We start from the raw sequence: 23,398 nt of genomic DNA, 5'->3' as shown, positions 1-23,398 counted from the left end.
GCGCTCCCACGGCAGCCTGTCGATGAACCGCTCGCTGATGGCCGCTGGCCTAGTCGACCGCGTCCAGGTGACGCTTTTCCCTGTGCTCACCGGTCAGACCGGAGTGGACCCGATCTTCCAGGATGCGGCCGACGTCGACCTCGAGCTGATCGAGAGCCGAACGCTCGACGGCCACACCCAAGAACTCATCTACCGGCCCACCCTGCATGTCTGAGTCCATCCATGCCCCCCGTCAAGCAGCCGAACCTGACCCGGAAGTTCCCTGTGCCCGACATACCGACCGGTCTCATGGCCGCCCTGGTCACGCGCCTTGCTGATCACCTCCTGATTCGTCGGGTCGTTCGACGAGCTGGCCGTTCTCGAACCTCGCGCCGGCGCGGACCAGGGCGACCAGGTGGGGTGCGTTGACCGCGCGCCAGCGGTGCCGGGCGGACTCGACGAGCTTGAAGGCCATCGCGACGCCGGCGGCGCGGGAACCGGGGCCCTTGGTGACTCGTGTGCGGAGCCGGACGGTGGCGAAGGTGGATTCGATCGGGGTTGGTGGTGCGCAGGTGGACCCAGTGTCGGCGGGGTAGTCGTAGAACGCCAGCAACTCGTCCAGGTCGTCGGTGATCTTGGCGACGGCCTTGCCGAACTTGGCGCCGTAGGCGGCCTCGAACTTCTTGACGGCGAGGGCGTGTTGCTTGTCCTCGGCGTTCCAGATCTCGGCGAGGGCCTTCTTCGCGCCCGGGTGCGCGGACTTGGGCAGCGTGGTTTCGTCCGCGTGTTGTGACCGCGGTTGTTGGTTGGTGCTGACCGCACCTGGTGCGGCCAGGATGTTTGGTGTTCGTGGCATTTGACCGCAGGTGAACCCTTGCGGCGGGCGGCTGCGTGTGTTCGGGCGGTGGGAGCACCGATGCCACCGACGTCGAAGTGGAGTAGAGCTACTTGACGACCAGGAAACGGAGCGAGGCGACCTCCCCGACCTCCTGCACACCGACCTTTTTGAGAGCGACTCCCTCCAGATCCGGGTCGTCAAACAGCCGCAGCCCGGCGCCCAGCAACACCGGTGCCACATCGACGTGCAGTTCGTCGGCGAGCCCAGCCCGCAGGACCTGCTGGACCACGCTGGCGCCGAGCACCTGGACCACCCGTTGCCCGGCGGCCGCCTTCGCCTTGGCGATCGCCGAGGCGATCCCGTCGGTCACGAACGTGAAGGTCAGATGCTCGTCCTGTTTGGGCATGGCCGGCGCCGGCGTGTGGGTGAGCACGAAGATGGGGACCTGGAACTCGTAGTTGCCGACAAACCAGTCCGGATCCTCAGCCATCGCAAACGACCGCTTGCCCATGACGACCGCACCGGTTGCCTGGATCAGCGCGGTCATGTACTCACTGCCGCTGGAGGCGGCAGGATCGGACAGCCGCGCCGTGCTGCCCCTGCGATCAGCGACGAAGCCGTCCAACGACATAGTCATACCTGTGTGCACCGTTGCCATGAGCTGCTCTCCAAGAGGTAGTTGTGCTGTTGCTGGGATAGACCGCGCGGGCAGCGAGAACTCATCGCCCCGCGTTGTTTTCGATGGCGAAGGACACCGGGTGAGCCCACAGCAGCTTCACGAGGACAGGACACTTGCGGCCTCGGCGTCAACCCACCGCGGTCACTTCACACCCCAACATTGATCATGAACTTGATGCGCAAGTGCGGTCGCACACACGAACATCCGCGGTCACTTCACACCGTCACAATCAGCAGCGCCGCCAGGACGTTGGCGGTCTTGTGGAACCAGCGGTGCTGCTCGCGGGTTTCGCCGAACACTTTCGCGCAGCGCGCCCCAGAACCCGAGCGCTCCATCGCCGACGGCCAGCACCGGGGGCGCGCATGCCGCGGCGGCGGCAGTCGCGCAGCAGGTCCGCCCACGACTCGGTCGATTCGCGGTAGCCGTCGGCCAGGGCGACGAGTTCTTTGCGGCCGTCAGCGCGCACCCCGATCATCACGAGCAGGCAGAGTTGGTGCCCTTCGAGGCGGATGTTGCCGTCAGCCCACAGAAACACGAAGTCCACCTCGGACAGGTCCCGCTCGGCGAAGGTCCGCCGGTCGGTCTTCCACTGCCCAGTCAGCTTCGTGATCACCGCCGGCGACAACCCCTTGGCCGAGCCGAGGAACTGTCCCAGCGCAGGCACGAAATCCCCGGACGAGAGGCCGTGCAGGTACAGCAGCAGCGGCAGCACCTCGGTGATCTTCGGGTCTTGCGTGCCCACGACGGCAGGATCGCCGAGGAAACCGCTGCCGCTGCCCGGTGTCGGCGTCGACGCGCTTGTCGTTGACCCGCGGCGCGCGAACCCTGCACCGCGCCCGCGCTGGTCAGCACCTCGCGCGGCTGATGCGAGCCGTTGCGCACCACCAGCCGGTAGCCGTGTTCGTCGCGCTCGTCGGCGAACGGCGCGACGTAGGTGTCAACCTCGGCTTGCAGTGCTTCGGCCAGCATTCGCCGGGCGCCTTCGCGCACGATCTCATCGATCAACGACGAGCCACCCGGCTGGCGGTCGTCGCCAGAAGCAGGTTCAGGAACTACGGCGAGCATGGGCATACCTTCCCGACCGACGCGGCAACGTCGGCCTTGATCAAAACTTGTTACGGCTTCCAGATCTTCCTCGGGAAGGTGCGCCCCTTCACGTCACCTCGCTGAGGACCATCCACAGGTTCTGATCATTGCTCCCGGGCAAGCCACGTTTGGTCAGGCGCGGTGACGACGATCTCGCAAGCATCAGGTTCCGGCATCCCGTTTCAGCTCCTCGATTACGGCGCGGGCGTCCTCCTCGGACTTGCCCACGGCGCCCCAGCCGGTCTGGATCTTGCCGTCGTAGCTAAGACCAACCCATCGCCCCCGCATGTTGACGCCGTGCGGATGGAGGACGAAGTACATGGTGCCCTTGGATCGGACGCCCCCTTCCGCCGCGGCGTACCAGCCCATGAGGAGCTCGTTGTCCCAGAGCCGCAATTCGCCGCGCCAGTGGTAGCCACCGTCTTCGACATCGATGCCGCGGGTCGTCGTCTGCACCTCGATATGGTCGGCGCGCTGGGTCATCCGGACTTCCAACGCCGTGATGACCTCCTCGCCATCCTTGGACGTCTGCCATGACGCCCACCAGTCACCGGCGAGATCGACGCGCCGTGGCCCGGCCTCGCCAGCAAGCTCATCGAGCGTGAGATCTAGCGCGCGTGCGATGGCTGGCGCGACCGAAAGCGTTGGTTGGACCTCGCCTACCTCGTATCGCCTGATCTGGCGTTTGTCGACGCCGGCTTGGGCTGCCAGGTCAGCCTGGGTCAGTCCTCGCTCTGTTCGGCGCGTCTTGATCAACTCCGCGATGTTCATCGCGTGGGTGACCCCTTACCGACCAGAGGGGACAAAAAGTCCCACAGAGGACAAGTTGCGGAACATCCCAGTTGAGCTGTCCGGGCACAAGGTGCTGGTCACCGAGGCTCCGACGCTCAAGATGCGTGAGGGCGAGAACGGCGAGCGGGAGGTCGTGACGGACTACAACGGTGCGTCGCAGTACGTGGTGGTGTTGTTCGTGAAGCCGCGGCCGAACGAGCAGGGACCCGGACAACCTCCGCAAGCAGCTCCGCGCGGCAGTCGAAGACACGGCCTGGGTTGGCCTGCATCCGCACACCTTCCGGCACTTTGTGTCGACGCGCCTCGACACGGCCGGTTGGACCGCACGGCAGATCGCCGATTATCTGGGTCACGATCGCATTTCTACGACTCAGGACGAGTACATGGACCGGCACGTGGCGGGGGAGGGCAGCACCGAAGCGATGCCCATGATCGAACCGAAAAGGACGGGTAAAGGTCATGTTGATCAGGACAGTCTGTCTTGATCAACGCCGTGACCAGGTCAGAGAGAGTGCCCCCGGCAGGACTCGAACCTGCGACCCAGAGCTTAGAAGGCTCCTGCTCTTTCCGCTGAGCTACGAGGGCATGGCGGGCCGCACCTGCCGAACGGCAGGATGCTGCCCCTGGGTCTGATCGCTCCGAACCGCTCGGTCGTTTCCGAATCGGCTCAGATCGGGGGTGTGATGTTGGCCCGGCTCAGTTGGGCACGGGGCCCGTCGAGCCCCGGACCTGCAGTTCCACCCCGATGGTGATCGGTCTGCCCGGTCTCGCGCCGTCGAGCACCCGCAGCGCCAGCTCGCCGGCCTGTCTGCCCTTCTCGACGAGGTCCTGGCGCACGGTGGTCAGCGGCGGATCGCACCAGCTCGCGGCGGGAGTGTCATCGAAACCCACGATGGACACCTCCCCGGGCACGGACAGCCTCAGGTCGTCGGCCGCCCGCATGGCGCCGAGGGCGAGCTCGTCGGACATGCACAGCACCGCGGTCGGCCTCGGCCGCAGCCCGAACAGCCACCTGGCGCCCTCCCTGCCCAACTCCCGGACACTGCCCGGCGCCTCCCAGAGCGGCACCTCATCGGCGACGATACCCTGTTCAGCCAGCCCTTTCAGGTATCCGGCGATCCTGTCGAGGGTCACCCGGAAGTGTGCCGATCCGGTCCTTTGTGGACTTCCTGGACCCCGGTAGCCGTCGGCGCTCACGGCGAAGCCCAGGATCGCCACCCGGCGGTGCCCCAACGCCGCTACGTGCCGGGCGGCGAGGAACGCGCCCTCGAAGTCGTCCACCTGCACCCGTGCCGAGCCGGGCAGAACCGGCTGGTCGACGACCACCAGCGGCAGGTTCCGCTCCCGCACCGCCCGCAGCGCGGGAGCGTCGTCGGGCAGCGAGTAGGCCACCACCACGTCGGTCTGCGCGCGGATGACGCTCTCTGCCCGCGGGCCGCCGTCGCCGATGCCCGGGAGCAGCAGCAACGCCCGGTCCCCGCTGTCCACAGTAGACGCGAGGGCGTCGAGCATGATGCACAGCGCCGGATCGGAGAACGCCGAGGACAGGCCGTCGCACAGCATGAACGCCACCGAGCCGGCCCGTTGTGTGGCCAGCGACCGCGCCACCGGGTCCGGACCGGCGTACCCCAGCTCCTTGGCGGTGGCGATGATCCGCTCCCGCAGCGTCGCGGACAGCTGGTCCGGCCGGTTGTACGCGTTCGACACCGTCGCCCTGGACACCCCGACCTGACGGGCGATGGTGTCCAGGGTGGGTCGGCGTACCCGGTCCTGGCTCACCGGTCAAGCCTAAGTCCCGTTCGCGTCCGAAAAGCGTAGCGATCACTGAAGCGCTTCAGCTAGCCTCGACCCGGATGGCTACGGAGGGGAGACCGGGGTGGGGTCGGGACGCTGGGCGGTGTTCGTCACCTTCGCGCTCAACGGCGCGGTCGTCGGCTCGTGGGCGCCACGCATGCCCACGGTCGCCGAGCAGATCGGCGCGAACCCCGGGCAGCTCGGGCTGGCCCTGCTCGGGGCCAGCCTCGGCATGATCGCGGCCGCGTCGATGACCGGCCGCTGGTGTGCCCGCTTCGGCGCCCGCGCGCTCGTGGCGGTGTCCGCGCTGGCCACGGTGGTCGTGCTGCCGCTGATGGCCACGGTCGGCTCGCCGCTGCAGCTCGGGCTCGCCCTGATCCTTCTCGGCGCGAGTGTCGGCATGCTCGACGTCGCCATGAACGTCGCCGCGGTCACCGTCGTGCGGCGCACCGAGCGCCCGCTCATGCCGGTCTTCCACGCCGGGTTCAGCTTCGGCGCGCTCGGCGGCTCGGTGGGTGCCGCGTTCGCCGCCGGCCACGAGATCTCGCTGCTCAGCCACTTCCTCGTCGTGTCCGTGCTCACGATCGCCGTGACCGCGGCGGTCGTCCGGTACGTCCCGCGCGAGGAGCAGGCCGCCGACCCTGCGGAGCACGGAAGCACCGACCGCCGCATGCTGCGCCGCCCGGTGCTGTGGCTGCTCGGCATGATCGCGCTGTGCTCGGCCATCGTCGAGGGCGCGAGCGGCGACTGGTCGGCCCTGTTCGCGGTCCGCGAGCGGGGTATGGACGAGGCCGCCGCGGCGGTCACCTTCTCCGTCTTCTGCGTCGCGATGGGGCTCGTCCGGCTCTTCGGTGAGCAGGCCGAACGCCGCTGGGGCGCGGACCGGATACTGGTCGGCGGCGCGCTCGTCGCGGGCGTCGGGTTGCTGGCCACCGCGATCATCCCGTCGAGCGCGGTCGCCTACGTCGGGTTCGCGCTGGCCGGCGGTGGGCTCGCGTTCGCGTTCCCGGTGGCGCTCAACCTGGCCGGCGCGGTCGGCAGGCGCGGCGACGGGACCGGCGGCGAGCGCGAGATCGGCTTCGTCACCACCATCGCCTACAGCGGCTTCCTCATCGGCCCGCCGATGATCGGCGGCGTCGCGCAGCTCACCAACCTCGAGGTCGCGATCGGCTTCGCCGGCATCATCGCCGCGCTGATCGCGCCGGTGGCACTGGCCGCGGCCGCCGCACGCCGGCGCGCGGCCGAAGCAGCCGAGCGGGAGCCGGCGCTCAACCATCGGTGACTACCCTCTAGACGTGTCCGTCGACAGTTCGCCGAAGAAGGCGACCGCGCCCGCCCGAACCGGCGCCACGGCCGGCGTTCTGCCACTGATCGTCATCGGCGCGCTGCTCGCGGTCCTCACCGCGGTCGCGCTCCTCTCGGTCACCGCGGGTGACTCCGGTCCGGTCAACCTCTACGGCCTCACCGTGGTCCGGGTGCTGGCCGAGATCGGCAGCGTGCTGACCGTCGGGTCGCTGCTGTTCGCCGCGTTCATGGTGGCGCCGCAGAAGTCCGGGATCCTCGATGTCGGCGGCTACGCGGCGCTGCGCACTGCCTCCTGGGCGGCGGTGCTGTGGTTCTTCGCGGCGCTGGTCGCGGTGCCGTTCAACGAGGCGGACTCCATCGCCAAGCCCGTGTCGGACGTGCTGAAGAACAACATGCTGCTGAGCCTGCTCGGCGACCTCGAACAACCCAAGGCATGGCTGGTCACCGCCGTGGTCGCGCTGCTGGTCGCGGTCGGCTGCCGGTTCGCCCTGTCCTGGCGATCGATCGCGGCGCTGTTCGTCCTCGCCGTGTTCGGCCTCCTGCCGGTGCCGGTCACCGGGCACTCGTCGAGCGGCGGCCAGCACGACCTGGCGAGCAACAGCATGCTGTTCCACATCGTCGCCGCCGCACTGTGGGTCGGCGGGCTGGTGGCGTTGCTGGTGTTCGGCCGACGGGTCACGAGCGGGCCCGCGCTGCGCCTGGCCGCGGTCCGGTTCTCGGCCACCGCGCTCGTCTGCTGGATCGTCATGGCCGCGTCGGGCGTGCTCAACGTGTGGGTGCGGATCCCCCTCGCGGACCTGTTCACCACCGACTACGGCCTGCTCGTGGTCGCCAAGACCGCCGCGCTGATCCTGCTCGGCGGCTTCGGCCTGATGCAGCGGCTGAAGGGCGTGCGTGCGATCGAGGAGGGCGGGACGAGCCGCGCGCTGGTCCGCCTGGCCGCGGTCGAGGTGCTGGTCATGTGCCTCACCATCGGCATCGCCTCGGCACTCGCCCGGACGCCACCGCCGGGTCTGCCCTACAGCCCGGACCGGGTGGAGCTGCAGCTCGGCTACCCGCTCGACGGGCCGCCGACGCTCGGCGCGCTGCTCACCGACTGGCGGTTCGACCTCATCTACGGCACGTTGGCGATCGCTCTGGCGGTGCTGTACCTGCTCGGCGTGCGCAGGCTGCTGGCCAGGGGAGACGCGTGGCCGGTCGGCCGGACGATCGCATGGCTGCTCGGCTGCGCCACGATCCTCGTCGCCACGTCGTCCGGGTTCGGCCGCTACGCGCCGGCGATGTTCAGCATCCACATGGAAACCCACATGATGCTGTCCATGCTCGCGCCGGTGCTGCTGGTGTTGGGCGGGCCGGTGACCCTTGCGCTGCGCGCGTTACCCGTGGCCGGCAAGGACGGGGCGCCCGGCCCGCGGGAGTGGCTGCTCGCCGTGGTCCGCTCACCGGTGTCGCGGGTGCTCACCCATCCGGTGGTCGCGCTGGTTCTGTTCGTCGGCTCGTTCTACGTGCTGTACTTCTCCGGCCTGTTCGACTCCGTCCTGGAGAAGCACTGGGCACACCTTCTGATGAATGCCCACTTCCTGATGGTGGGCTACGTCTTCTACTGGCCGGTGATCGGGATCGACCCGGCGCCGCGGCGCCTGCCGCATCTCGCCCGGCTCGGCATGGTGTTCGCCTCGCTGCCGTTCCACGCGTTCTTCGGCGTGATCCTGATGAGCCAGCAGACGATCATCGGCGAGCAGTTCTACCAGAGCCTCGGCCTGCCGTGGGCCGCCGATCTGCTGGCCGACCAGCGGCTCGGCGGCGGTATCGCGTGGGCCGCGGGTGAGGTGCCCCTGCTGATCGTGCTGGTGGCGCTCCTCGTCCAGTGGGCAAGGGCCGACGACCGGGAGGCCCGCCGGCAGGACCGCAAGGCCGACGCCGAGGGCGACGCCGACCGTGCGGCCTACAACGCGATGCTCCGCAAGCTCTCCGAGGACAATCGTTGAGCCCCGGTCAGGCCACCGGCGGCCGCCGGAACCCGCGCACCGCCGCGACGAACCCGACGATCAACAGCCCGCCGCTCGCGGCGAGCGCGCCCAGCACACCGGTGCCCACCGGCACGCCCAACGCCAGGTCACGTGAGGCGTCGACCGCGTAGGTCAGCGGGTTGACCGTCGCGATCACCCGCAGCCACGCCGGCAGCCCGTCCACCGGCACGAACGCGCTGGAGGCGAACATCAGCGGGAACATCGCCAGGAAGCCGACCGTCTGCATGGTCTCCGCGTTGCGCAGCCACGCCCCGATGGCCAGGAAGACCCAGCTCAGCGACCAGCTGACGGCCAGCGCCAGCAGGAACGCCGGCAGCACGCCCAGCACGCCGCCCGCGGGGGAGAAGCCGAACAGCACGACCGCGGCGACCAGCAGGATCACCAGCTGGATGGCGGTGCGGATGAGGTCGGCGAGGCTTCGCGCGACGAGCACCGAGCTGTGGTTGATCGGGAGCGACCGCAGCCGCCCGAGCACGCCGTTCTTCATGTCGGTCACGAGGCCGATGCCGGACTGCAGCGCCGCGCCGACGCCGGTGGTGACCAGGATCGCCGGCATCAGGTAGTCGATGTAGCTGACGCCGGGCGGGAAGCCCGCGGTGCCGGCGATGCCGCTGAAGACCTGGCTGAACAGCAGCAGCATGATCAGCGGCTGCAGGACACTGAAGATCACGAGCTTGGGGTCGCCGAGCAGCGCGCGCATCGACCGGCCGGTGAGGATGCCGATCTGGTTGGCGAGCCCGGTGCCCTGCCAGCGTCCGGTGTCGAGTGTCATCGTGGTCATGGTCGGGTCCCCTCAGGCTGCGATCTTGTTCTTGGCCAGGGCGAGGTACACGTCGTCCAGGCTCGGTTCGGTCAGGGCCAGCTCGGCGACCTCGATGCCGACCTCGTCGAGCGCGCGGACCACGACCGCGAGGTCGGTGGAGGCGTTCACGGAGGTGCTGACGGCGTTGTTGGGCTCGTCGTGCACCGGCTGCAGGCCGGCCTTCTCGAGCGTGCCCATGGCGGCGGGCGCGTCGGCGGCCGTAGCCAGCGTGACGTGCACGGCGCGCCGTCCGACCTGCGCCTTGAGCTCGGCGGCGGTGCCGGCGGCGACGACCCGGCCGTCGGCCAGCACGGTGATCGCGTCGGCCAGCCGGTCGGCCTCGTCCAGGTACTGGGTGGTCAGCAGCACCGTGGTGCCGTCGCCGACCAGGTTCTCGACGATCTCCCACAGGCCGATCCGGCTCACCGGGTCCAGGCCCGTGGTCGGCTCGTCGAGGAAGATCACGTCCGGCCGGCCGACCAGGCTTGCGGCGAGGTCGAGTCGGCGTCGCATGCCACCGGAGTAGGTGCGGGCCGGCCGCCCGGCGGCGTCGGTGAGGTCGAACAGGGCCAGCAGCTCGTCCGCGCGGGCCTTGGCGTCGCGCCTGCTCGCGCCGAGCAGGCGGGCGATCAGCACCAGGTTGTCGGTGCCGGACAGGCCCTCGTCGACGGCCGCGAACTGGCCGGTGAGGCCGATCCGGCTGCGGACCTCGTGCGCCTGGCCGACGACGTCGTAGCCGGCCACCCTGGCGCGGCCGCTGGTGGGCGGCAGCATCGTGGTGAGCACGTTGACCAGCGTGGTCTTGCCGGCGCCGTTGTGGCCGAGCAGGCCGAGCACGCTGCCGCGCGGCACGGCCAGGCTCACGCCGTCCAGCGCGGTCACGGCGTCGAAGGTCTTGCTGACGTCCTCGACCTCGATCATCGCCTCGGTCATGATGGTTCCCCTCTGTGGTCCGTTCTGATGGCTCCGTGCAGGAACAGGTCGACCAGCTCGGCGGGCTCGGAGACCGACGTGCCGAAGTTGGTGCCCATCCGGTTGGTGAGTACGAGGCCGAGCAGCAGGCGGGCGGAATGCGCCGGGGGGAGACGCAGGTCGTCGGGGCCGAACAGGCCCGACATGGCGTCGTTGACCCGCAGCATCTCCCGCGGCGGACCGTTCTCCGGGCTCTTCGCCCGCCCTTCGTCGCCGTGCATGCGGTCGTGCATGGCCTCGCGGCTGATGCCGGCCGCCTGCAGGGCTTGGCCGACCTGCCAGATGCGGTCGAGGTAGCCGCTGATCGCGCGCACCGCCTCGGTCAGCCGGTCGGCAAGGGGCAGGGCCCGCTCGATGCCCTCGATGTGGGCGACCTCCTCGTCGGAGTTCAGCCCGGCCCGCATGCACGCGACCAGCAGTTCCTGCTTGTCCTTGAACGCACGGAACACCGTGCCCTCGGCGATGCCGGCCGCTGCCGCGATCTGGCTCGTCGTCACCGCGCCGCCGTGCTCGACGAGCAACGGCACGGTGCTCGCCACGATCGCCTCGCGTCGCTGCTCCAGCGTCATCGCGGGAGCCCGGCGCCTCTTCTCGTCCTCGACCATGGCACCCACTGTATGAGTGAGTCCTCACTCATGTCAATGAGTGAGGACTCACTCATCTATGTGGCGCTCGCCACATAGCACGACCCACCGACATCTCCGCTCGTCGACGCCGCCTTCGCGACCCACTTGTCCACACCGAGCCGGTAGTCCACAGCCGGCGGCCTCGCCGCCCCACCCGTCGGTTCTTCGCGGCACTGTGGGTTCTGACAGCGGCGCCCCGACCCGCCGCCCCCACCGAAAGGAACGAGACGATGTTCGAGACCCACCTGACCGTGGCCGGCAAGGTCCTCAGCGAGCTCACCCGGCACACCTTCCCGAGCGGGGAGGAGAAGATGAGCTTCCGGCTGGGCGCCCGCGAGCGCCGGTTCGACCGCGACCGGCAGGAGTGGGGCGACGGCGACCAGGTCGTCCTCACCGTCAACTGCTGGCGCCGGGTCGCCGAGGGCGTCCGCCTGTCGCTGGCCAAGGGCGACAGCGTGGTGGTCATGGGCCGCTACTTCGTGCGGGAGTACACCGCGTCCAACGGCGAGCGGCGCATCAGCAACGAGCTCGACGCCCGCGCGATCGGGCCCGATCTGGCCTGGTGCTCGGTCGTCGTGGAGCGACGAGGCAGCCTCGCCGCGGTCAGTACCGGCACATCGGCGGAGGAGGTGGTCGCCGCCGCCTGACGCGGCCGGACGCACTCGATCGACGGGTATCCCCGCGGTAACGGCGATCAGGGGAAGATCGTCAGCGCCGTTGCGCCACTCCGCGGTCACGGCCGTGTGCGGACCGCTCTACGATCGCGGCCATGGCCGAGTTCATCTACACCATGAAAAAGGTGCGCAAGGCGCACGGGGGCAAGGTCATCCTCGATGACGTGACCATCGCGTTCTACCCCGGCGCGAAGATCGGCGTGGTCGGTCCCAACGGTGCCGGTAAGTCCAGCGTGCTCAAGATCATGGCCGGGTTGGACCAGCCCAACAACGGCGAGGCGTTCCTGTCCCCCGGGTACACCGTCGGCATCCTGCAGCAGGAGCCGTCACTCACCGAAGACAAGACCGTCCTCGGCAACGTCGAGGAAGGTGTCGGCGAGATCAAGCAGAAGCTCGACCGCTTCAACGAGATCGCCGAGAAGATGGCCACCGAGTACTCCGACGAGCTCATGGAGGAGATGGGCAAACTTCAGGAAGACCTCGACCACGCCGACGCCTGGGACCTGGACTCCCAGCTGGAGCAGGCGATGGACGCCCTGCGGTGCCCGCCGCCGGACGCCGACGTCAAGGTGCTCTCCGGTGGTGAGCGCCGCCGGGTGGCGCTGTGCAAGCTCCTGCTGTCCAAGCCGGACCTGCTGCTGCTCGACGAGCCCACCAACCACCTGGACGCCGAGAGCGTGCTGTGGCTGGAGCAGCACCTGGCCCAGTACCCGGGTGCCGTCCTGGCGGTCACCCACGACCGGTACTTCCTCGACAACCTCTCGCAGTGGATCATGGAGCTCGACCGCGGGCGGGCCCATCCCTACGAGGGCAACTACTCCACCTACCTGGAGAAGAAGGCCGAGCGGCTGGCGGTCCAGGGCAAGAAGGACCAGAAGCTGCAGAAGCGGTTGACGGACGAGCTGGCGTGGGTGCGGTCCAACGCCAAGGCGCGGCAGACCAAGTCCCGGGCCCGGCTGGACCGCTACGAGGAGATGGCCGCGGAGGCCGAACGCACCCGCAAGCTCGACTTCGAGGAGATCCAGATCCCGCCGGGGCCCCGGCTGGGCAGCGTGGTCGTCGACGTCGACAAGCTGCGCAAGGGTTTCGGCGACCGGGTGCTCATCGACGGGCTGTCGTTCAGCCTGCCGCGCAACGGGATCATCGGCGTCATCGGGCCCAACGGCGTCGGCAAGACGACGCTGTTCAAGACCATCGTCGGTTTGGAGCAGCCGGACGACGGCGAGGTCAAGATCGGCGAGACGGTCAAGCTGTCCTACGTCGACCAGGAACGGGCCGGCATCGACCCCAAGAAGAACGTGTGGGAGGTGGTATCCGAAGGGCTGGACTACATCCACGTCGGGCAGGTCGAGATGCCCTCCCGGGCCTATGTCAGCGCGTTCGGGTTCAAGGGTGCCGACCAGCAGAAGCCGGCGGGCGTGCTGTCCGGTGGCGAGCGCAACCGGCTCAACCTGGCGATGACCCTCAAACAGGGTGGCAACCTGATCCTGCTGGACGAGCCGACCAACGACCTGGACGTCGAGACGCTCGGCTCGCTCGAGAACGCGTTGGAGCAGTTCCCGGGCTGTGCCGTGGTCATCTCCCACGACCGGTGGTTCCTTGATCGGGTCGCGACGCATATCCTCGCGTGGGAAGGCACCGACGAGAACCCCGCCAAGTGGTTCTGGTTCGAGGGCAACTTCGAAGGCTACGAGAAGAACAAGATCGAACGCCTTGGCGAGGAAGCCGCGCGTCCGCACCGGGTCACCTACCGCAAGCTGACCCGGGACTAGGTTGGGGGCTCCGAGTGGTGGCGGCCTGGGACGAACAACCGGCGGCCGGCGGGATGGGCGAGTGCTCGGCACTCGTCCGCTCGTCGGAGGCGCTGCGCTTCAGCGCGCCGGAGGTGGCCGTTCAGCTGGCCCGTCGCGCGCTGATCGTCGGCGCCGCCGAGCAGTCCGGCACCTGTGACGTCGACCAGGCCAAGGGGCTGTCCATGCGGGCGCAGGCGGTGCTCGCCGCCGGGCTCGTGCGGATCAGCAACTACGTCGATGCGGTCGAGCCCGCGTTCGCGGCGCTCGCCCTCGCCGAGGGCGCCGGCGTGGCCGAGGTCGCCATGTCGGTCCGGCTCGATCTCGCGGCGTGCTCGCGGGAGGTCGGCGAGCCGTTGCTGGGCTGCGCGTTCCTGCGGCCGGTACTCGAGGACGCGGAGCCGCGGCCGTCGGTGCGGGCCATCGCGCTCGGCCGGCTGGTCGGCTGCATCACGCACGTCGGCCGCCGCGACGACATCGAGGACGCGCTCGCCGAGGCCGACCGCCTCCTCGGGGCCGATGACGGCCTGAGCCCGGACGCGCGGCGGCTGGAACGGGCCAGGCTGTCGGTGCGTACGGCCGCGTACCACCGCTGGTACGGCGACACCGAGGACGCGGTGAACGCCGCCCGCGAGGGTCTCGCCCAGCTGAGCCGCCTGCGCGGCCTGCGGGCAGAGAGCGACCGGCTGCGCGCGCAGCTGGCGCTCGAACTGGTGTGCGCGCTGCTGGACGAAGGCGAGCTCGCCGAGGCCGTGTCGGCGTCCGAGGACGTGCTGGCCGGTCCGGTCCGCGCGACGTCGGCGGCCGCGGTCGGGGCGCTGATGCTCGCCGTCTCGACGCGCGTGCATCTGCCGGCCGGTCGGGTCGACCGTGGTCGCGGGCTGCTCGACCAGGCCGTGTGGGTGGCCGATCGGCACGGGTTGGACGGGCTGCTCGCCGACGCGCTCACCGAGGTGTCCCGGTTGGACGAGTCCGCAGGGCACCCGACGGAGGCGCTGGAGTCGCTGCGCTCGGCCCGTGCGGCCGAGCAGCGCCGCCTGCACGCGATCGCGCGGGCGAGCCGCCAGGTGCTCACCGGGGTGGGCGCCACCGACTGGGACGCCAAGGCGGTCAACGCCTTGCTGCGCCACGTGGTTCACCCCGCGGGCGGCCCGATCACGGCGGCGCCGGCCATCCCGGCCCAGCCGGCGGCAGGCACGACGGCGGGCACGACGGCGAGCACGGCGAGCACGGCGACGCCAGCCACGAGCGACGCCATCTTCGCGGTACCGGCACAACAGCCGAGCTGGCAGAGCCACCGCTCTGCGGCGGCGGATGCCGAGCCGAGCGTGGGCGAGTTGGCCTCCGCGGCGGCGGACGGCGTGCCGCGGTCCGACACCACCGACGAGGCGACCGGGCTGCTCAACAAGGAAGGCCTGATCCGCCGCCTGCGCTCGGTCCGCAACGGCGAGCGCCCGGTCGCGCTCACCCTGGTCCGCCTCGAGAACAACGGTAAGGCCGCGAACGCCGGCGACCCGGCCAAGACCTCCGGCACGACGGCCGACTTCGAGCTGAGCGAGCTGGTCGGCCGGGTCCGCAACATAGCTCCGGACAACGCCGAACTGGCCCGCTCGGACGGCACCGAGCTGGCGGTCCTCCTCCCGCACACCACGCGCGACCAGGCCGAGAAGTTCGCGGCCGCCATCGAGTCCGCGTGGATGGGCGAGGCGAACGGCCAGAGCATCAGCACCGGCGTGGTCCAGTCGAACCCGGACGCCCCCGCGGTGGACGCGAGAGCCCTCCTCACGGCCGCACGGCACGCCCTCACCCCGGCGGCGGAACCGAAGAAGCGCCCGGGCGAACGCACCCAGCCCCTGAGCCACCCCCTCCGCACCGTCGAAGCGCTGGCGGAGCTGGAGGACGTGGGCGACACCCTTCGCATCGGCCGAGCGATCATCAGCTCCCTGAGCATCCCCACCGGCAGCGGCGGCAAACGCCGCGCCGATCCGAGCGAGCGTCCGGCCAAGCCCACCCGACCAGTCGGCGAGACGGGCGGCTACCGCTCCGCGAGCACTCTCCGCCCGGTCCCCGACGACGCCGCGCCGGGACACCGCTCCGCGAGCTCTCTGCGTCCCGTCACCGACACCCCGACGCCCGACGCGGTCGCGAGCACACCGGCGGGCCACCGCTCGTTCAGCTCCCTGCGCCCGGTCACGGACGAGCCCGCCCCGACGGGCAGCTCCGCCGCACAGCCCGATCCGAGCCAGAGCTCCGCGGCCACCGGGGAAACCAGCGGCAGCCGCTTCGCGAGCGCCTACGAACCACCCGGGACCACCCCCGGCGACCGCGCCACGCCGGCGGCCCAGTCACCCGGCGACGCCCCCGGCGCACCCGAGCCGGCCGCGTCCCACACCCCGGGCGCGGCGGCGCCCCCGACCTCCGACGCGGCGAGCGGACGAGCGGACGGTGCCGCCGACTACGGCTCCTCGACCTACGAACAGACCAGGACCGAGCTGGCGCGCATGATGTCGGCCCTGAACGCGGGCGGCCTCCCACCCATCTCCGACTCGAGGTCGACGCCGCTGCCCGCCCCGGCCCGCCCCGCGGACGACCACATGACCAACGGCTCGGCGCTTCTCCGCCAGTCGATCCCCACCCCACCCGACCCGGACGAGATCCCGGAGCCGCCGACCCGCCCGGACGTCCCCGACCCCGACGGGCCGGAGCCCGCCCCGCGCACGCCACCGGACCCCGCACCGCCCAGCCCCGCCGAGCCGGCCCCCTTGTCCCCGCCGTCGACCACCACCGGCCCCACCTCGACCGACGGCGCCGGAAGCCCCTTCGGCGGAGGCGCGGCCGACGCCGATGAGGTACAGCGCAAGTTGTTCGGTACCAGCCGCCGTACGACTGGCCACGGCGCGGCGGATGCGGCCTCCTACAGCTCAACCGGCACCGACACGGCACCCGTCGCCTCGGCGGGCACTGCTCACGGTGCCGCGGATGTGGCGCCCACCGGCCCAAGCGGCGCCGCCTCGGGGGGCGGCTCGTTCGATGCCGGGGACGGCCTTGCCGACCCGGGCTCGGACGGCGAGGGTCGGGACACCGCTGTCGCGGGTGGCGCCACGTCGGGCGACACCGGAGTCACCGGTGGCGTCGGGCACCGGTCCTGGCGGCGCGGTCGGGGTGAGCGCTCCTCCGCCACGATCGCCGGGTTGCTCGCCGAGGCGCTCGCCGCCTATCAGGAGACCGAGGAGCAGCAGCAGCAGGAACAGGCGGCCCTCCTCGAGCGGGAGGAGCCACCGCACCGGGAGCCGGCGGCAGAGCACCGGGAGCCCGCAGCGCCGCTGTGGGAGCCCGCGGAGCCGTCGCCGGAGACCGATTTCGGAGCCTTTGACCGGCTCCTCGACTGGCACCACCAGTACCCGGCCTCGGGCCGGCACCGATCGCCCGAATGAGCCCTCGCGACGGTCGTTACCCTTGGCACGATTCAGGGTGCCGGCAGCGCCAGAGCCAATCGTGATCAGATTAAGGTGTGTGCTGCATGTGGCACACCGACGTGCCGCCAATCGTGGAGTCGCGTAGATGACCTCGACTGGAACCCGGACCCGCACGGGCTCAACCACCGGTTCACCCGAAGGCACCAACGGGCCGGAGAGCCCGGAACAGTCCCGGGACGATCTCATCGAACTGGCGGCGAGCGCCGCCGGGGACCTCGCCGACCTCATCCGGCTCTACTACCGGTACATCCCGCCGGAGGAGATCATCGACCACGAGCCGGTCGACCTCGTCGGCAGCGTGCGCTCCCATCGCGCCCTCGCCGAGCAGCGGGTGCCCGGCCGGCCCGCCGTGCGGGTGTTCAACCCGGACGTGGCCACGGACGGGTGGTCCACCGGGGGAACCGTCGTACAGGTCGTCACCGACGACATGCCGTACCTGGTCGAGTCGGTCTCCGCCGAGCTCGTGCGCGGCGGGCTGCAGGTCCACCGCGTCGTCCACCCGATCGTCGTCGTCCGGCGGGACGTCGCCGGCGCGCTTCGGGACGTCCTGCCCAGCGCCGAGGCCGACGACCCGCCGCCGGAGGCGCTGGCCGAGAGCTGGATGTCGATCGAGGTCGACCTCATCACCGACACCAACCGCGGCAGGGACATCGAGACCGGCCTCCAGAACGTGCTCAACGACGTCCGCGAGGTCGTCGAGGACACCGACAAGATGGCCGGCACCGCCCGTGCCCTCGCCGACCAGCTCGAGCAGAGCCCGCCCATCGACGAGGCCCAGGCCCAGGAGGGTGCCGCGCTCCTGCGCTGGCTCGCCGACGGCCACTTCACCTTCCTCGGCTACCGCGGCTACGACCTCGTCCGCGACGGTGACCAGCGCGCGCTCAAGGCGGTCCTCGCGAGCGGCCTGGGCATCCTCCGCCAGGACAGCCTCGCCGCCCGCAGCCTCACCGCGGGCCCGGACGCCATCGCGCAGGCGCTCTCGACCGACCTCCTCGTGCTCACCGAGGCCAGCGCTCCGTCGACGGTCCACCGCTCGACCTACCCGTACTACATCGGCGTGAAGACGTTCGACGCCGACGGGGTCGTCACCGGCGAGCACCGCTTCCTGGGCGTCTTCACGATCAACGCGCTGCACGAGGACGTCCTCGACATCCCGGTCGTCGGCAGGCGGGTCCGTGAGGTGATCCACCGGGCAGGCTTCCCGCTCGACTCCTACACCGGCCAGAAGATGCTCGAGGTCATCCAGAACTGGCCGCGCTCCGAGCTGTTCTCCACCAGCACCGACTCGCTCTACCAGACAACCACCGGCGTGATCGCCCTCGCCGACCGCCGCAGGCTGCGCCTGTTCCTGCGCAAGGACCCGTACGGCCGCTTCTACAGCTGCCTGGTCTTCCTGCCCCGCGACCGGTACACGACCAGGTCCCGCATCGCGATGCAGGACGTGCTGCTCGACGAGCTCGGCGGCAAGCACCTCGAGTTCTCGACCAGGATCGGCGAGACCGCGCTCGCCCAGGTCCACTTCACCGTGCACACCGCCGACCCGGAGCTCGCCGTCGACGTCGACGTCCCGCGCATCCAGGCCCGGATGACCGAGGCCGTGCGCACCTGGGACGACCGCCTCGTCGAGGCCGTCTTCGCCGAGCAGCGCGAGCAGGTCGCCGAGGGCACCGAGCGGATCGCCGACGACGACACGGTCACCGTCGGCGCGGAGTCCGCCACCGAGCAGGGCCAGCGGTTCGCCGGCATCTTCCCCGAGGCTTACAAGGAGGACTTCGGCGCCGTCGCGGCCCTCGCCGACCTGCGCAGGCTCGAGGGCCTGCGGCACGAGGGCGACCTCGACCTGTCGTTCTACGAGCCGGCTCTCGCCGAGCCGGGGGAGCGCCGGTTCAAGCTCTACCTCGCGGGCCACGGCGTCACGCTGTCCCAGGTGCTGCCGGTGCTGCAGCAGATGGGCGTCGAGGTCGTCGACGAGCGCCCGTACGACCTGCGCCGCGAGGACGGCACCAAGTGGTGGATCTACGACTTCGGCCTGCGGGTCGACCCGTCGGTCGTCGAGAGCCGCTCCGCCGAGGAACGCGAGGAGCTGCGCACCGCGTTCGAGGAGGCGTTCGCCGCGACCTGGCGCGGCGACGCGGAGTCCGACCGGTTCAACTCGCTCGTCCTTCGCGGCGGGCTCAGCTGGCGCCAGGCGGCCCTGCTCCGCGCCTACGCCCGCTACCTGCGCCAGGCCGGCACCCCGTACTCGACCGAGTACATCGAGGACGCGGTGCTCGGCCACACCGGCGTGGCCACCGCGCTGGTCCGGCTGTTCGAGACCCGGTTCGACCCGACCCTCGCCGAGCACCAGCGCCAGGAGGCCGTCGACGACCAGGTCGCCGAGGTCACCGCGATGATCGACGAGGTCACGAGCCTGGACGCGGACCGCATCCTGCGCAGCTTCCTGAGCCTCGTCAGCGCGACGCTGCGCACCAACTACCGGGTGCGCGACGCCGACGGCGCGCCGCGGCCGTTCCTCGCCATCAAGCTCGACCCGCACGCCGTGCCCGACCTGCCGGAGCCGCGACCGCGGTTCGAGATCTTCGTGTACTCCCCGCGGGTCGAGGGCGTGCACCTGCGGTTCGGGCCGGTCGCCCGCGGCGGGCTGCGCTGGTCCGACCGCCGGGAGGACTTCCGCACCGAGGTGCTCGGCCTGGTCAAGGCGCAGGCGGTGAAGAACGCGGTGATCGTGCCGGTCGGCGCGAAGGGCGGCTTCGTGGTCAAGCGGCCGCCCACGCCGACGGGCGTCCCGGGCCCGGACCGCGAGGCGTGGCTCGCCGAGGGCATCGCCTGCTACCGGATGTTCGTCTCCGGCCTGCTCGACCTCACCGACAACCTGCACACCGGCAAGGTCGTGCCGGCCAGGGACGTGGTCCGCTACGACGGCGACGACACCTACCTGGTCGTCGCCGCGGACAAGGGCACCGCCACCTTCTCCGACATCGCCAACGAGGTCGCCAAGAGCTACGGCTTCTGGCTCGGCGACGCGTTCGCCTCCGGCGGCTCGGTCGGCTACGACCACAAAGCCATGGGCATCACCGCCCGCGGCGGGTGGGAGAGCGTCAAGCGGCACTTCCGCGAGCTGGGCACCGACACCCAGACCGAGGACTTCACCGCCGTCGGCATCGGCGACATGTCCGGCGACGTCTTCGGCAACGGCGTGCTGCTCTCCGAGCACGTCCGGCTCGTCGCGGCGTTCGACCACCGGCACGTGTTCATCGACCCGACCCCCGACGCGGCCACCTCCTACGCAGAGCGCAGGCGGATGTTCGAGCTGCCGCGGTCCAGCTGGGACGACTACGACCGCTCGCTCATCAGCGACGGCGGCGGCGTCTGGCCGCGCACGCTCAAGGCGATCCCGATCAGCGAGCAGGCCCGCCAGTCGCTCGGCCTGCCCGAGGGCACGCACAAGCTGTCGCCGCCGGAGCTGATCAGGCAGATCCTGCTCGCGCCGGTCGACCTGCTGTGGAACGGCGGCATCGGCACCTACGTCAAGGCCAGCACCGAGAGCAGCGCCGACGTCGGCGACAAGGCCAACGACGCGGTCCGGGTCAACGGCGCGGACCTGCGGGTCAAGGTCGTCGGCGAGGGCGGGAACCTCGGTCTCACCCAGCGCGGCCGCATCGAGTTCGCCAAGGCCGGCGGCAAGGTCAACACCGACGCGTTGGACAACTCGGCCGGCGTGGACTGCAGTGACCACGAGGTCAACATCAAGATCCTGCTCGACCAGCTGGTCACCCACGGCCAGCTGGCCGAGGCGGAGCGCAACGAGATGCTCGCCGCGATGACCGACGAGGTCGGCGACCTGGTGCTCGCGGACAACTACCGGCAGAACGCCGTGCTCGGGGTGTCTCGCGCGCACGCCGTGCCGATGCTGACCGTGCTGGCCCGGCTGGTCACCTCGCTGGAGGAGCGCACCGGCCTGGACCGCGAGCTCGAGGCGTTGCCGTCCAAAGCGCGGTTCCGCGAGATGGACAAGGCCCGCGAAGGCCTCACCTCGCCGGAGCTCGCGTCCCTGCTCGCGCACGTCAAGCTGGCGCTCAAGGAGGAGGTGCTGGCCAGCGAGCTCCCCGACGCGGACGTGTTCGCACGCCGGCTCCCGGAGTACTTCCCGACCATGCTGCGCGAGGAGTTCGCCGCGGCGATCCCGAAGCACCCGCTGCGCCGCCAGATCACCACCACCCTCGTGGTCAACGAGGTCGTCGACGGCGGCGGGGTGTCGTATGCGTTCCGGCTCGCCGAGGAGATGAACGCGAGCGCCACCGACGCGGTCCGCGCGTTCACCGCGGCCACCCGGATCTACGACCTGCAGGCGCTGTGGACCGACATCCGGGCGCTGGACAACGTGGTGCCGACCGACACCGCGGACGAGCTGATGCTCGAGAGCCGGCGGCTGCTGGACCGGGCGTCGCGCTGGTTGCTGTCCAACCGGCCGCAGCCGCTCGCGGTCGGGGCCGAGATCAACCGGTTCCACAAGGTTGTCGCCGCGCTCGCCCCCGACATCGGCACCCTGCTGCGCGGCGCGGAGCGGGACGCCATCGCCAAGCACGCGGAGGACCTCGTCGGCCAGGGCGTGCCGGCCGCGGTCGCGGTGCGGGCCGCGTCGCTGCTCAACGGCTACTCGCTGCTCGACATCACCGAGGTGTCCGAGCTCGCCGAGCGCGACGCGGGCCTGGACACCGAGCGCAGCCCGCGGGAGACCGCCGAGCTGTACTACGCGCTGTCCGACCACCTCAACATCGACTCGATGCTCACCTCGATCAGCGCGTTGGAACGGGGCAACCGCTGGCACGCGCTGGCCCGGCTCGCGCTCCGCGACGACATGTACTCGTCGCTGCGCGCGATCACGCTGGATGTGTTGCGGCAGAGTGATCCTGGCACGTCGGCCGACGAGAAGATCGCGAACTGGGAGCACACCAACGCCTCGCGGCTCGCCAGGGCCCGCATGTCGCTGGAGGAGATCCAGCGGTCCGGTCGGCTCGATCTGGCCACCTTGTCGGTCGCCGCCCGCCAGGTGCGCAGTATGGTCCGCTAGTGGGCCTGTTCATTGCGGAGGTCCGGCCGCGCTGGTCGGACATGGACGTGTACGGGCATGTGAACCATGCCAACATCGTGACCCTGCTCGAGGAGGCGCGGATCGCGCTGCTGTTCGGCGAGGCCGCCCGGCACGGCGGTGCGGAGGCCATCTCGAAGGGCGTGGTGGTGGCGCGGATCGTGGTCGACTACCACGCACCGATCGTCGTCAACGGCTCCACCGTGCGGGTGGCGGTGTCGGTGCGGGAGATGCGGAACGCGTCGTTCACCATGGACTACGAGGTCCACAATGGACCATCGGAGACGGATCCGGTGGCGGTGACCGCGGAGACCATGCTCGTGCCCTACGACCTCGCGAGTGGCCGCCCACGCCGGATGTCCGAGGCGGAGAAGGATTTCCTGGCCGCATGGCGTAGTGGGAGCAACGGTGCCTGAGCTGGAGTTCACCGAGCGGTCCGAGCGCGACGACCTCGGCGCGTTCGTCGCCCGCGCCGTGCGGCTGGAGGGCAGCGCGGTGGTGCGGCTGCGCGGCCGCGAGAACGGTCGGATCGACTCGTGGGTCGCCACCCCGTTCGACGTGCTCGCCACCCGGACCGTGCTGGGCCGGGTCGAGCCGAACGACGTGACGGTGTCGGGCAACGAGCTCCTGGCCGCGCTCGCGGTGTCGCGCGACGAGCGGATCGACCCGGGTCCGGTGCTGGACCTGCAGTGGCGTTCGGCGCTGCCGCCGCAGGCACACTGGCAGGTCGTGGCGTCGCTGCCGGCCAAGGTCGTCACCGACCTGGCCGACCGCGGGCTCGAGCTCGCCAAGGAGAACATGGGCCCGCACGGCACACCGCCCGCGTCACTGCTCGACCAGACGGTGCTCACCGTCACCGGCGACCGGCTCGATGTCAAGATCCCGCTGCGGTGCCTGTTCGCCATGTCCGGCATGGGTTTCCTCGGCACCGGCACGGCCGACGAGCAGGTCCGGGTGGCCGCCACGGACGCCTGGTTGCGCATCGATGCCCGGTTCGGCGCGGTCGTGCGCCGCCGGCACGCGCTGTTGCCCCTGCTCGTGTAGCGGTTTCCGTGGCACGATGACCATGTCTTTCCGAGGCTTTCCGAATTCTTACGATCGGCCCGCGGGTGCGACCGAAACCCGGTCGGAGGGAGTCGTACGGACATGAGTGAGGACTTCGACCCGGCGCGCAGCTTCCTCGACCAGACCGTGCCGCGCGACGACGGGTGGGACGGCCGGGAGCCGGAGGAGGGTCCGGCGCGCCCGCGGCACGTCCAGCACCCGACCGAGTCGGAGCCGCTGCCCGACCCGCGGGAGCGCCGCAAGAACGCGATCAAGAACGCCGCGTGGACCTTCGGCCCGAGCCTGGCCTACCTGGCGGCGACGGGCGCCTTCAGCAGCGACTCCGCCCAGGCCCAGCCCGCCCCCGACCCGACCCCGGACCCGCCCCCAGTCCCCGACCCGCCGACCTACGACGACCCCGG

Annotated in this window: 16 protein-coding genes, 1 tRNA gene and 3 pseudogenes; 11 read left to right on the top strand and 9 right to left on the bottom strand. The window is 70.7% G+C overall.

The features are described 5' to 3' along the window. A partial coding sequence (locus GEV28_RS30790) for a dihydrofolate reductase family protein (protein WP_291415965.1) occupies positions 1-214 on the top strand: 214 nt, incomplete at its 5' end. An 87-nt stretch (positions 215-301) separates the two neighbouring features. Here GEV28_RS30790 and GEV28_RS30785 read toward each other — a convergent pair. The 4 genes and pseudogenes from GEV28_RS30785 to GEV28_RS30770 all read right to left on the bottom strand — a co-directional run. Beyond that, positions 302-748, bottom strand: a pseudogene (locus GEV28_RS30785) (transposase); the annotation flags it as partial. 175 nt (positions 749-923) lie between these two features. Then, positions 924-1,454, bottom strand: a complete 531-nt coding sequence (locus GEV28_RS30780; RefSeq protein WP_367115231.1) for a dihydrofolate reductase family protein — start codon at positions 1,452-1,454, stop codon at positions 924-926. A 275-nt stretch (positions 1,455-1,729) separates the two neighbouring features. Further along, positions 1,730-2,561: pseudogene (locus tag GEV28_RS30775) on the bottom strand (transposase); the annotation flags it as partial. Between the two features lie 183 nt (positions 2,562-2,744). Beyond that, positions 2,745-3,353 carry a helix-turn-helix transcriptional regulator gene (locus GEV28_RS30770; protein ID WP_291415963.1) on the bottom strand — a complete coding sequence of 203 codons (609 nt, stop codon included), beginning with the start codon at positions 3,351-3,353 and terminating at the stop codon, positions 2,745-2,747. 245 nt (positions 3,354-3,598) lie between these two features. Here GEV28_RS30770 and GEV28_RS30765 point away from each other — a divergent pair. Continuing rightward, positions 3,599-3,859 (top strand): annotated as a pseudogene (locus GEV28_RS30765) (tyrosine-type recombinase/integrase); the annotation flags it as partial. A gap of 27 nt (positions 3,860-3,886) precedes the next feature. On the opposite strand, the gene GEV28_RS30760 reads toward GEV28_RS30765, so the two are convergent. Further along, positions 3,887-3,959, bottom strand: a tRNA-Arg gene (locus tag GEV28_RS30760). 111 nt (positions 3,960-4,070) lie between these two features. Continuing rightward, on the bottom strand, positions 4,071-5,153 hold the full coding sequence (locus GEV28_RS30755) for a LacI family DNA-binding transcriptional regulator (RefSeq protein ID WP_291415962.1): 1,083 nt from the start codon (positions 5,151-5,153) through the stop codon (positions 4,071-4,073). A gap of 97 nt (positions 5,154-5,250) precedes the next feature. On the opposite strand from GEV28_RS30755, the gene GEV28_RS30750 reads away from it, so the two are divergent. Continuing rightward, positions 5,251-6,450 carry an MFS transporter gene (locus GEV28_RS30750; RefSeq protein WP_291415961.1) on the top strand — a complete coding sequence of 400 codons (1,200 nt, stop codon included), beginning with the start codon at positions 5,251-5,253 and terminating at the stop codon, positions 6,448-6,450. A 13-nt stretch (positions 6,451-6,463) separates the two neighbouring features. Continuing rightward, complete coding sequence (locus GEV28_RS30745; protein WP_291415960.1) at positions 6,464-8,461, top strand: cytochrome c oxidase assembly protein; 1,998 nt, start codon at positions 6,464-6,466, stop codon at positions 8,459-8,461. A 7-nt stretch (positions 8,462-8,468) separates the two neighbouring features. On the opposite strand, the gene GEV28_RS30740 is transcribed toward GEV28_RS30745, so the two are convergent. Genes GEV28_RS30740 through GEV28_RS30730 form a run of 3 tightly spaced genes read right to left on the bottom strand, consistent with a single transcriptional unit; the run spans position 8,469 to position 10,882 of the window. Beyond that, entirely contained in the window at positions 8,469-9,284 is an 816-nt protein-coding gene (locus GEV28_RS30740) for an ABC transporter permease (protein ID WP_291415959.1), read from the bottom strand. 12 nt (positions 9,285-9,296) lie between these two features. Beyond that, positions 9,297-10,238, bottom strand: coding sequence for an ATP-binding cassette domain-containing protein (locus tag GEV28_RS30735; protein ID WP_291415958.1), 942 nt, complete (start codon positions 10,236-10,238; stop codon positions 9,297-9,299). Continuing rightward, entirely contained in the window at positions 10,235-10,882 is a 648-nt protein-coding gene (locus GEV28_RS30730) for a TetR/AcrR family transcriptional regulator (RefSeq protein ID WP_291415957.1), read from the bottom strand. The genes GEV28_RS30735 and GEV28_RS30730 overlap by 4 nt, the downstream gene beginning before the upstream one ends. Before the next feature lie 251 nt (positions 10,883-11,133). On the opposite strand from GEV28_RS30730, the gene GEV28_RS30725 reads away from it, so the two are divergent. From GEV28_RS30725 to GEV28_RS30695, 7 genes are all read left to right on the top strand, one after another. Beyond that, on the top strand, positions 11,134-11,550 hold the full coding sequence (locus GEV28_RS30725) for a single-stranded DNA-binding protein (RefSeq protein ID WP_291415956.1): 417 nt from the start codon (positions 11,134-11,136) through the stop codon (positions 11,548-11,550). 122 nt (positions 11,551-11,672) lie between these two features. Further along, complete coding sequence (gene ettA, locus GEV28_RS30720) at positions 11,673-13,349, top strand: energy-dependent translational throttle protein EttA (protein ID WP_291415955.1); 1,677 nt, start codon at positions 11,673-11,675, stop codon at positions 13,347-13,349. Between the two features lie 17 nt (positions 13,350-13,366). Next, entirely contained in the window at positions 13,367-16,801 is a 3,435-nt protein-coding gene (locus GEV28_RS30715) for a hypothetical protein (RefSeq protein WP_291415954.1), read from the top strand. 127 nt (positions 16,802-16,928) lie between these two features. Beyond that, positions 16,929-21,914 carry an NAD-glutamate dehydrogenase gene (locus GEV28_RS30710; protein WP_291415953.1) on the top strand — a complete coding sequence of 1,662 codons (4,986 nt, stop codon included), beginning with the start codon at positions 16,929-16,931 and terminating at the stop codon, positions 21,912-21,914. Continuing rightward, complete coding sequence (locus tag GEV28_RS30705; RefSeq protein WP_291415952.1) at positions 21,914-22,348, top strand: thioesterase family protein; 435 nt, start codon at positions 21,914-21,916, stop codon at positions 22,346-22,348. Before GEV28_RS30710 ends, GEV28_RS30705 begins: the two co-directional genes overlap by 1 nt. Then, positions 22,341-22,976: a hypothetical protein gene (locus GEV28_RS30700; RefSeq protein WP_291415951.1), complete on the top strand. Its 636-nt coding sequence runs from the start codon at positions 22,341-22,343 to the stop codon at positions 22,974-22,976. Before GEV28_RS30705 ends, GEV28_RS30700 begins: the two co-directional genes overlap by 8 nt. A 102-nt stretch (positions 22,977-23,078) precedes the next feature. Further along, positions 23,079-23,398 (top strand): hypothetical protein (locus GEV28_RS30695; RefSeq protein WP_291415950.1); only part of this gene is annotated, 320 nt, incomplete at its 3' end.

The organism is Actinophytocola sp. (genome assembly GCF_009379765.1).
Classification (GTDB): domain Bacteria; phylum Actinomycetota; class Actinomycetes; order Mycobacteriales; family Pseudonocardiaceae; genus Actinophytocola.
The sequence above is the reverse complement of the archived record's forward strand: the minus strand, read 5'-3'. Positions and strand labels throughout refer to the sequence as shown.

Excerpts from the sequence above, each read along its gene's own strand:
- GEV28_RS30780 (WP_367115231.1), bottom strand. The coding sequence starts at position 1,454 with ATGACTATGTCGTTGGACGGCTTCGTCGCTGATCGCAGGGGCAGCACG.
- GEV28_RS30770 (WP_291415963.1), bottom strand. The coding sequence starts at position 3,353 with ATGAACATCGCGGAGTTGATCAAGACGCGCCGAACAGAGCGAGGACTG.
- GEV28_RS30740 (WP_291415959.1), bottom strand. The coding sequence starts at position 9,284 with ATGACCACGATGACACTCGACACCGGACGCTGGCAGGGCACCGGGCTC.
- GEV28_RS30735 (WP_291415958.1), bottom strand. The coding sequence starts at position 10,238 with ATGACCGAGGCGATGATCGAGGTCGAGGACGTCAGCAAGACCTTCGAC.
- GEV28_RS30730 (WP_291415957.1), bottom strand. The coding sequence starts at position 10,882 with ATGGTCGAGGACGAGAAGAGGCGCCGGGCTCCCGCGATGACGCTGGAG.
- GEV28_RS30725 (WP_291415956.1), top strand. The coding sequence starts at position 11,134 with ATGTTCGAGACCCACCTGACCGTGGCCGGCAAGGTCCTCAGCGAGCTC.
- ettA (WP_291415955.1), top strand. The coding sequence starts at position 11,673 with ATGGCCGAGTTCATCTACACCATGAAAAAGGTGCGCAAGGCGCACGGG.
- GEV28_RS30710 (WP_291415953.1), top strand. The coding sequence starts at position 16,929 with ATGACCTCGACTGGAACCCGGACCCGCACGGGCTCAACCACCGGTTCA.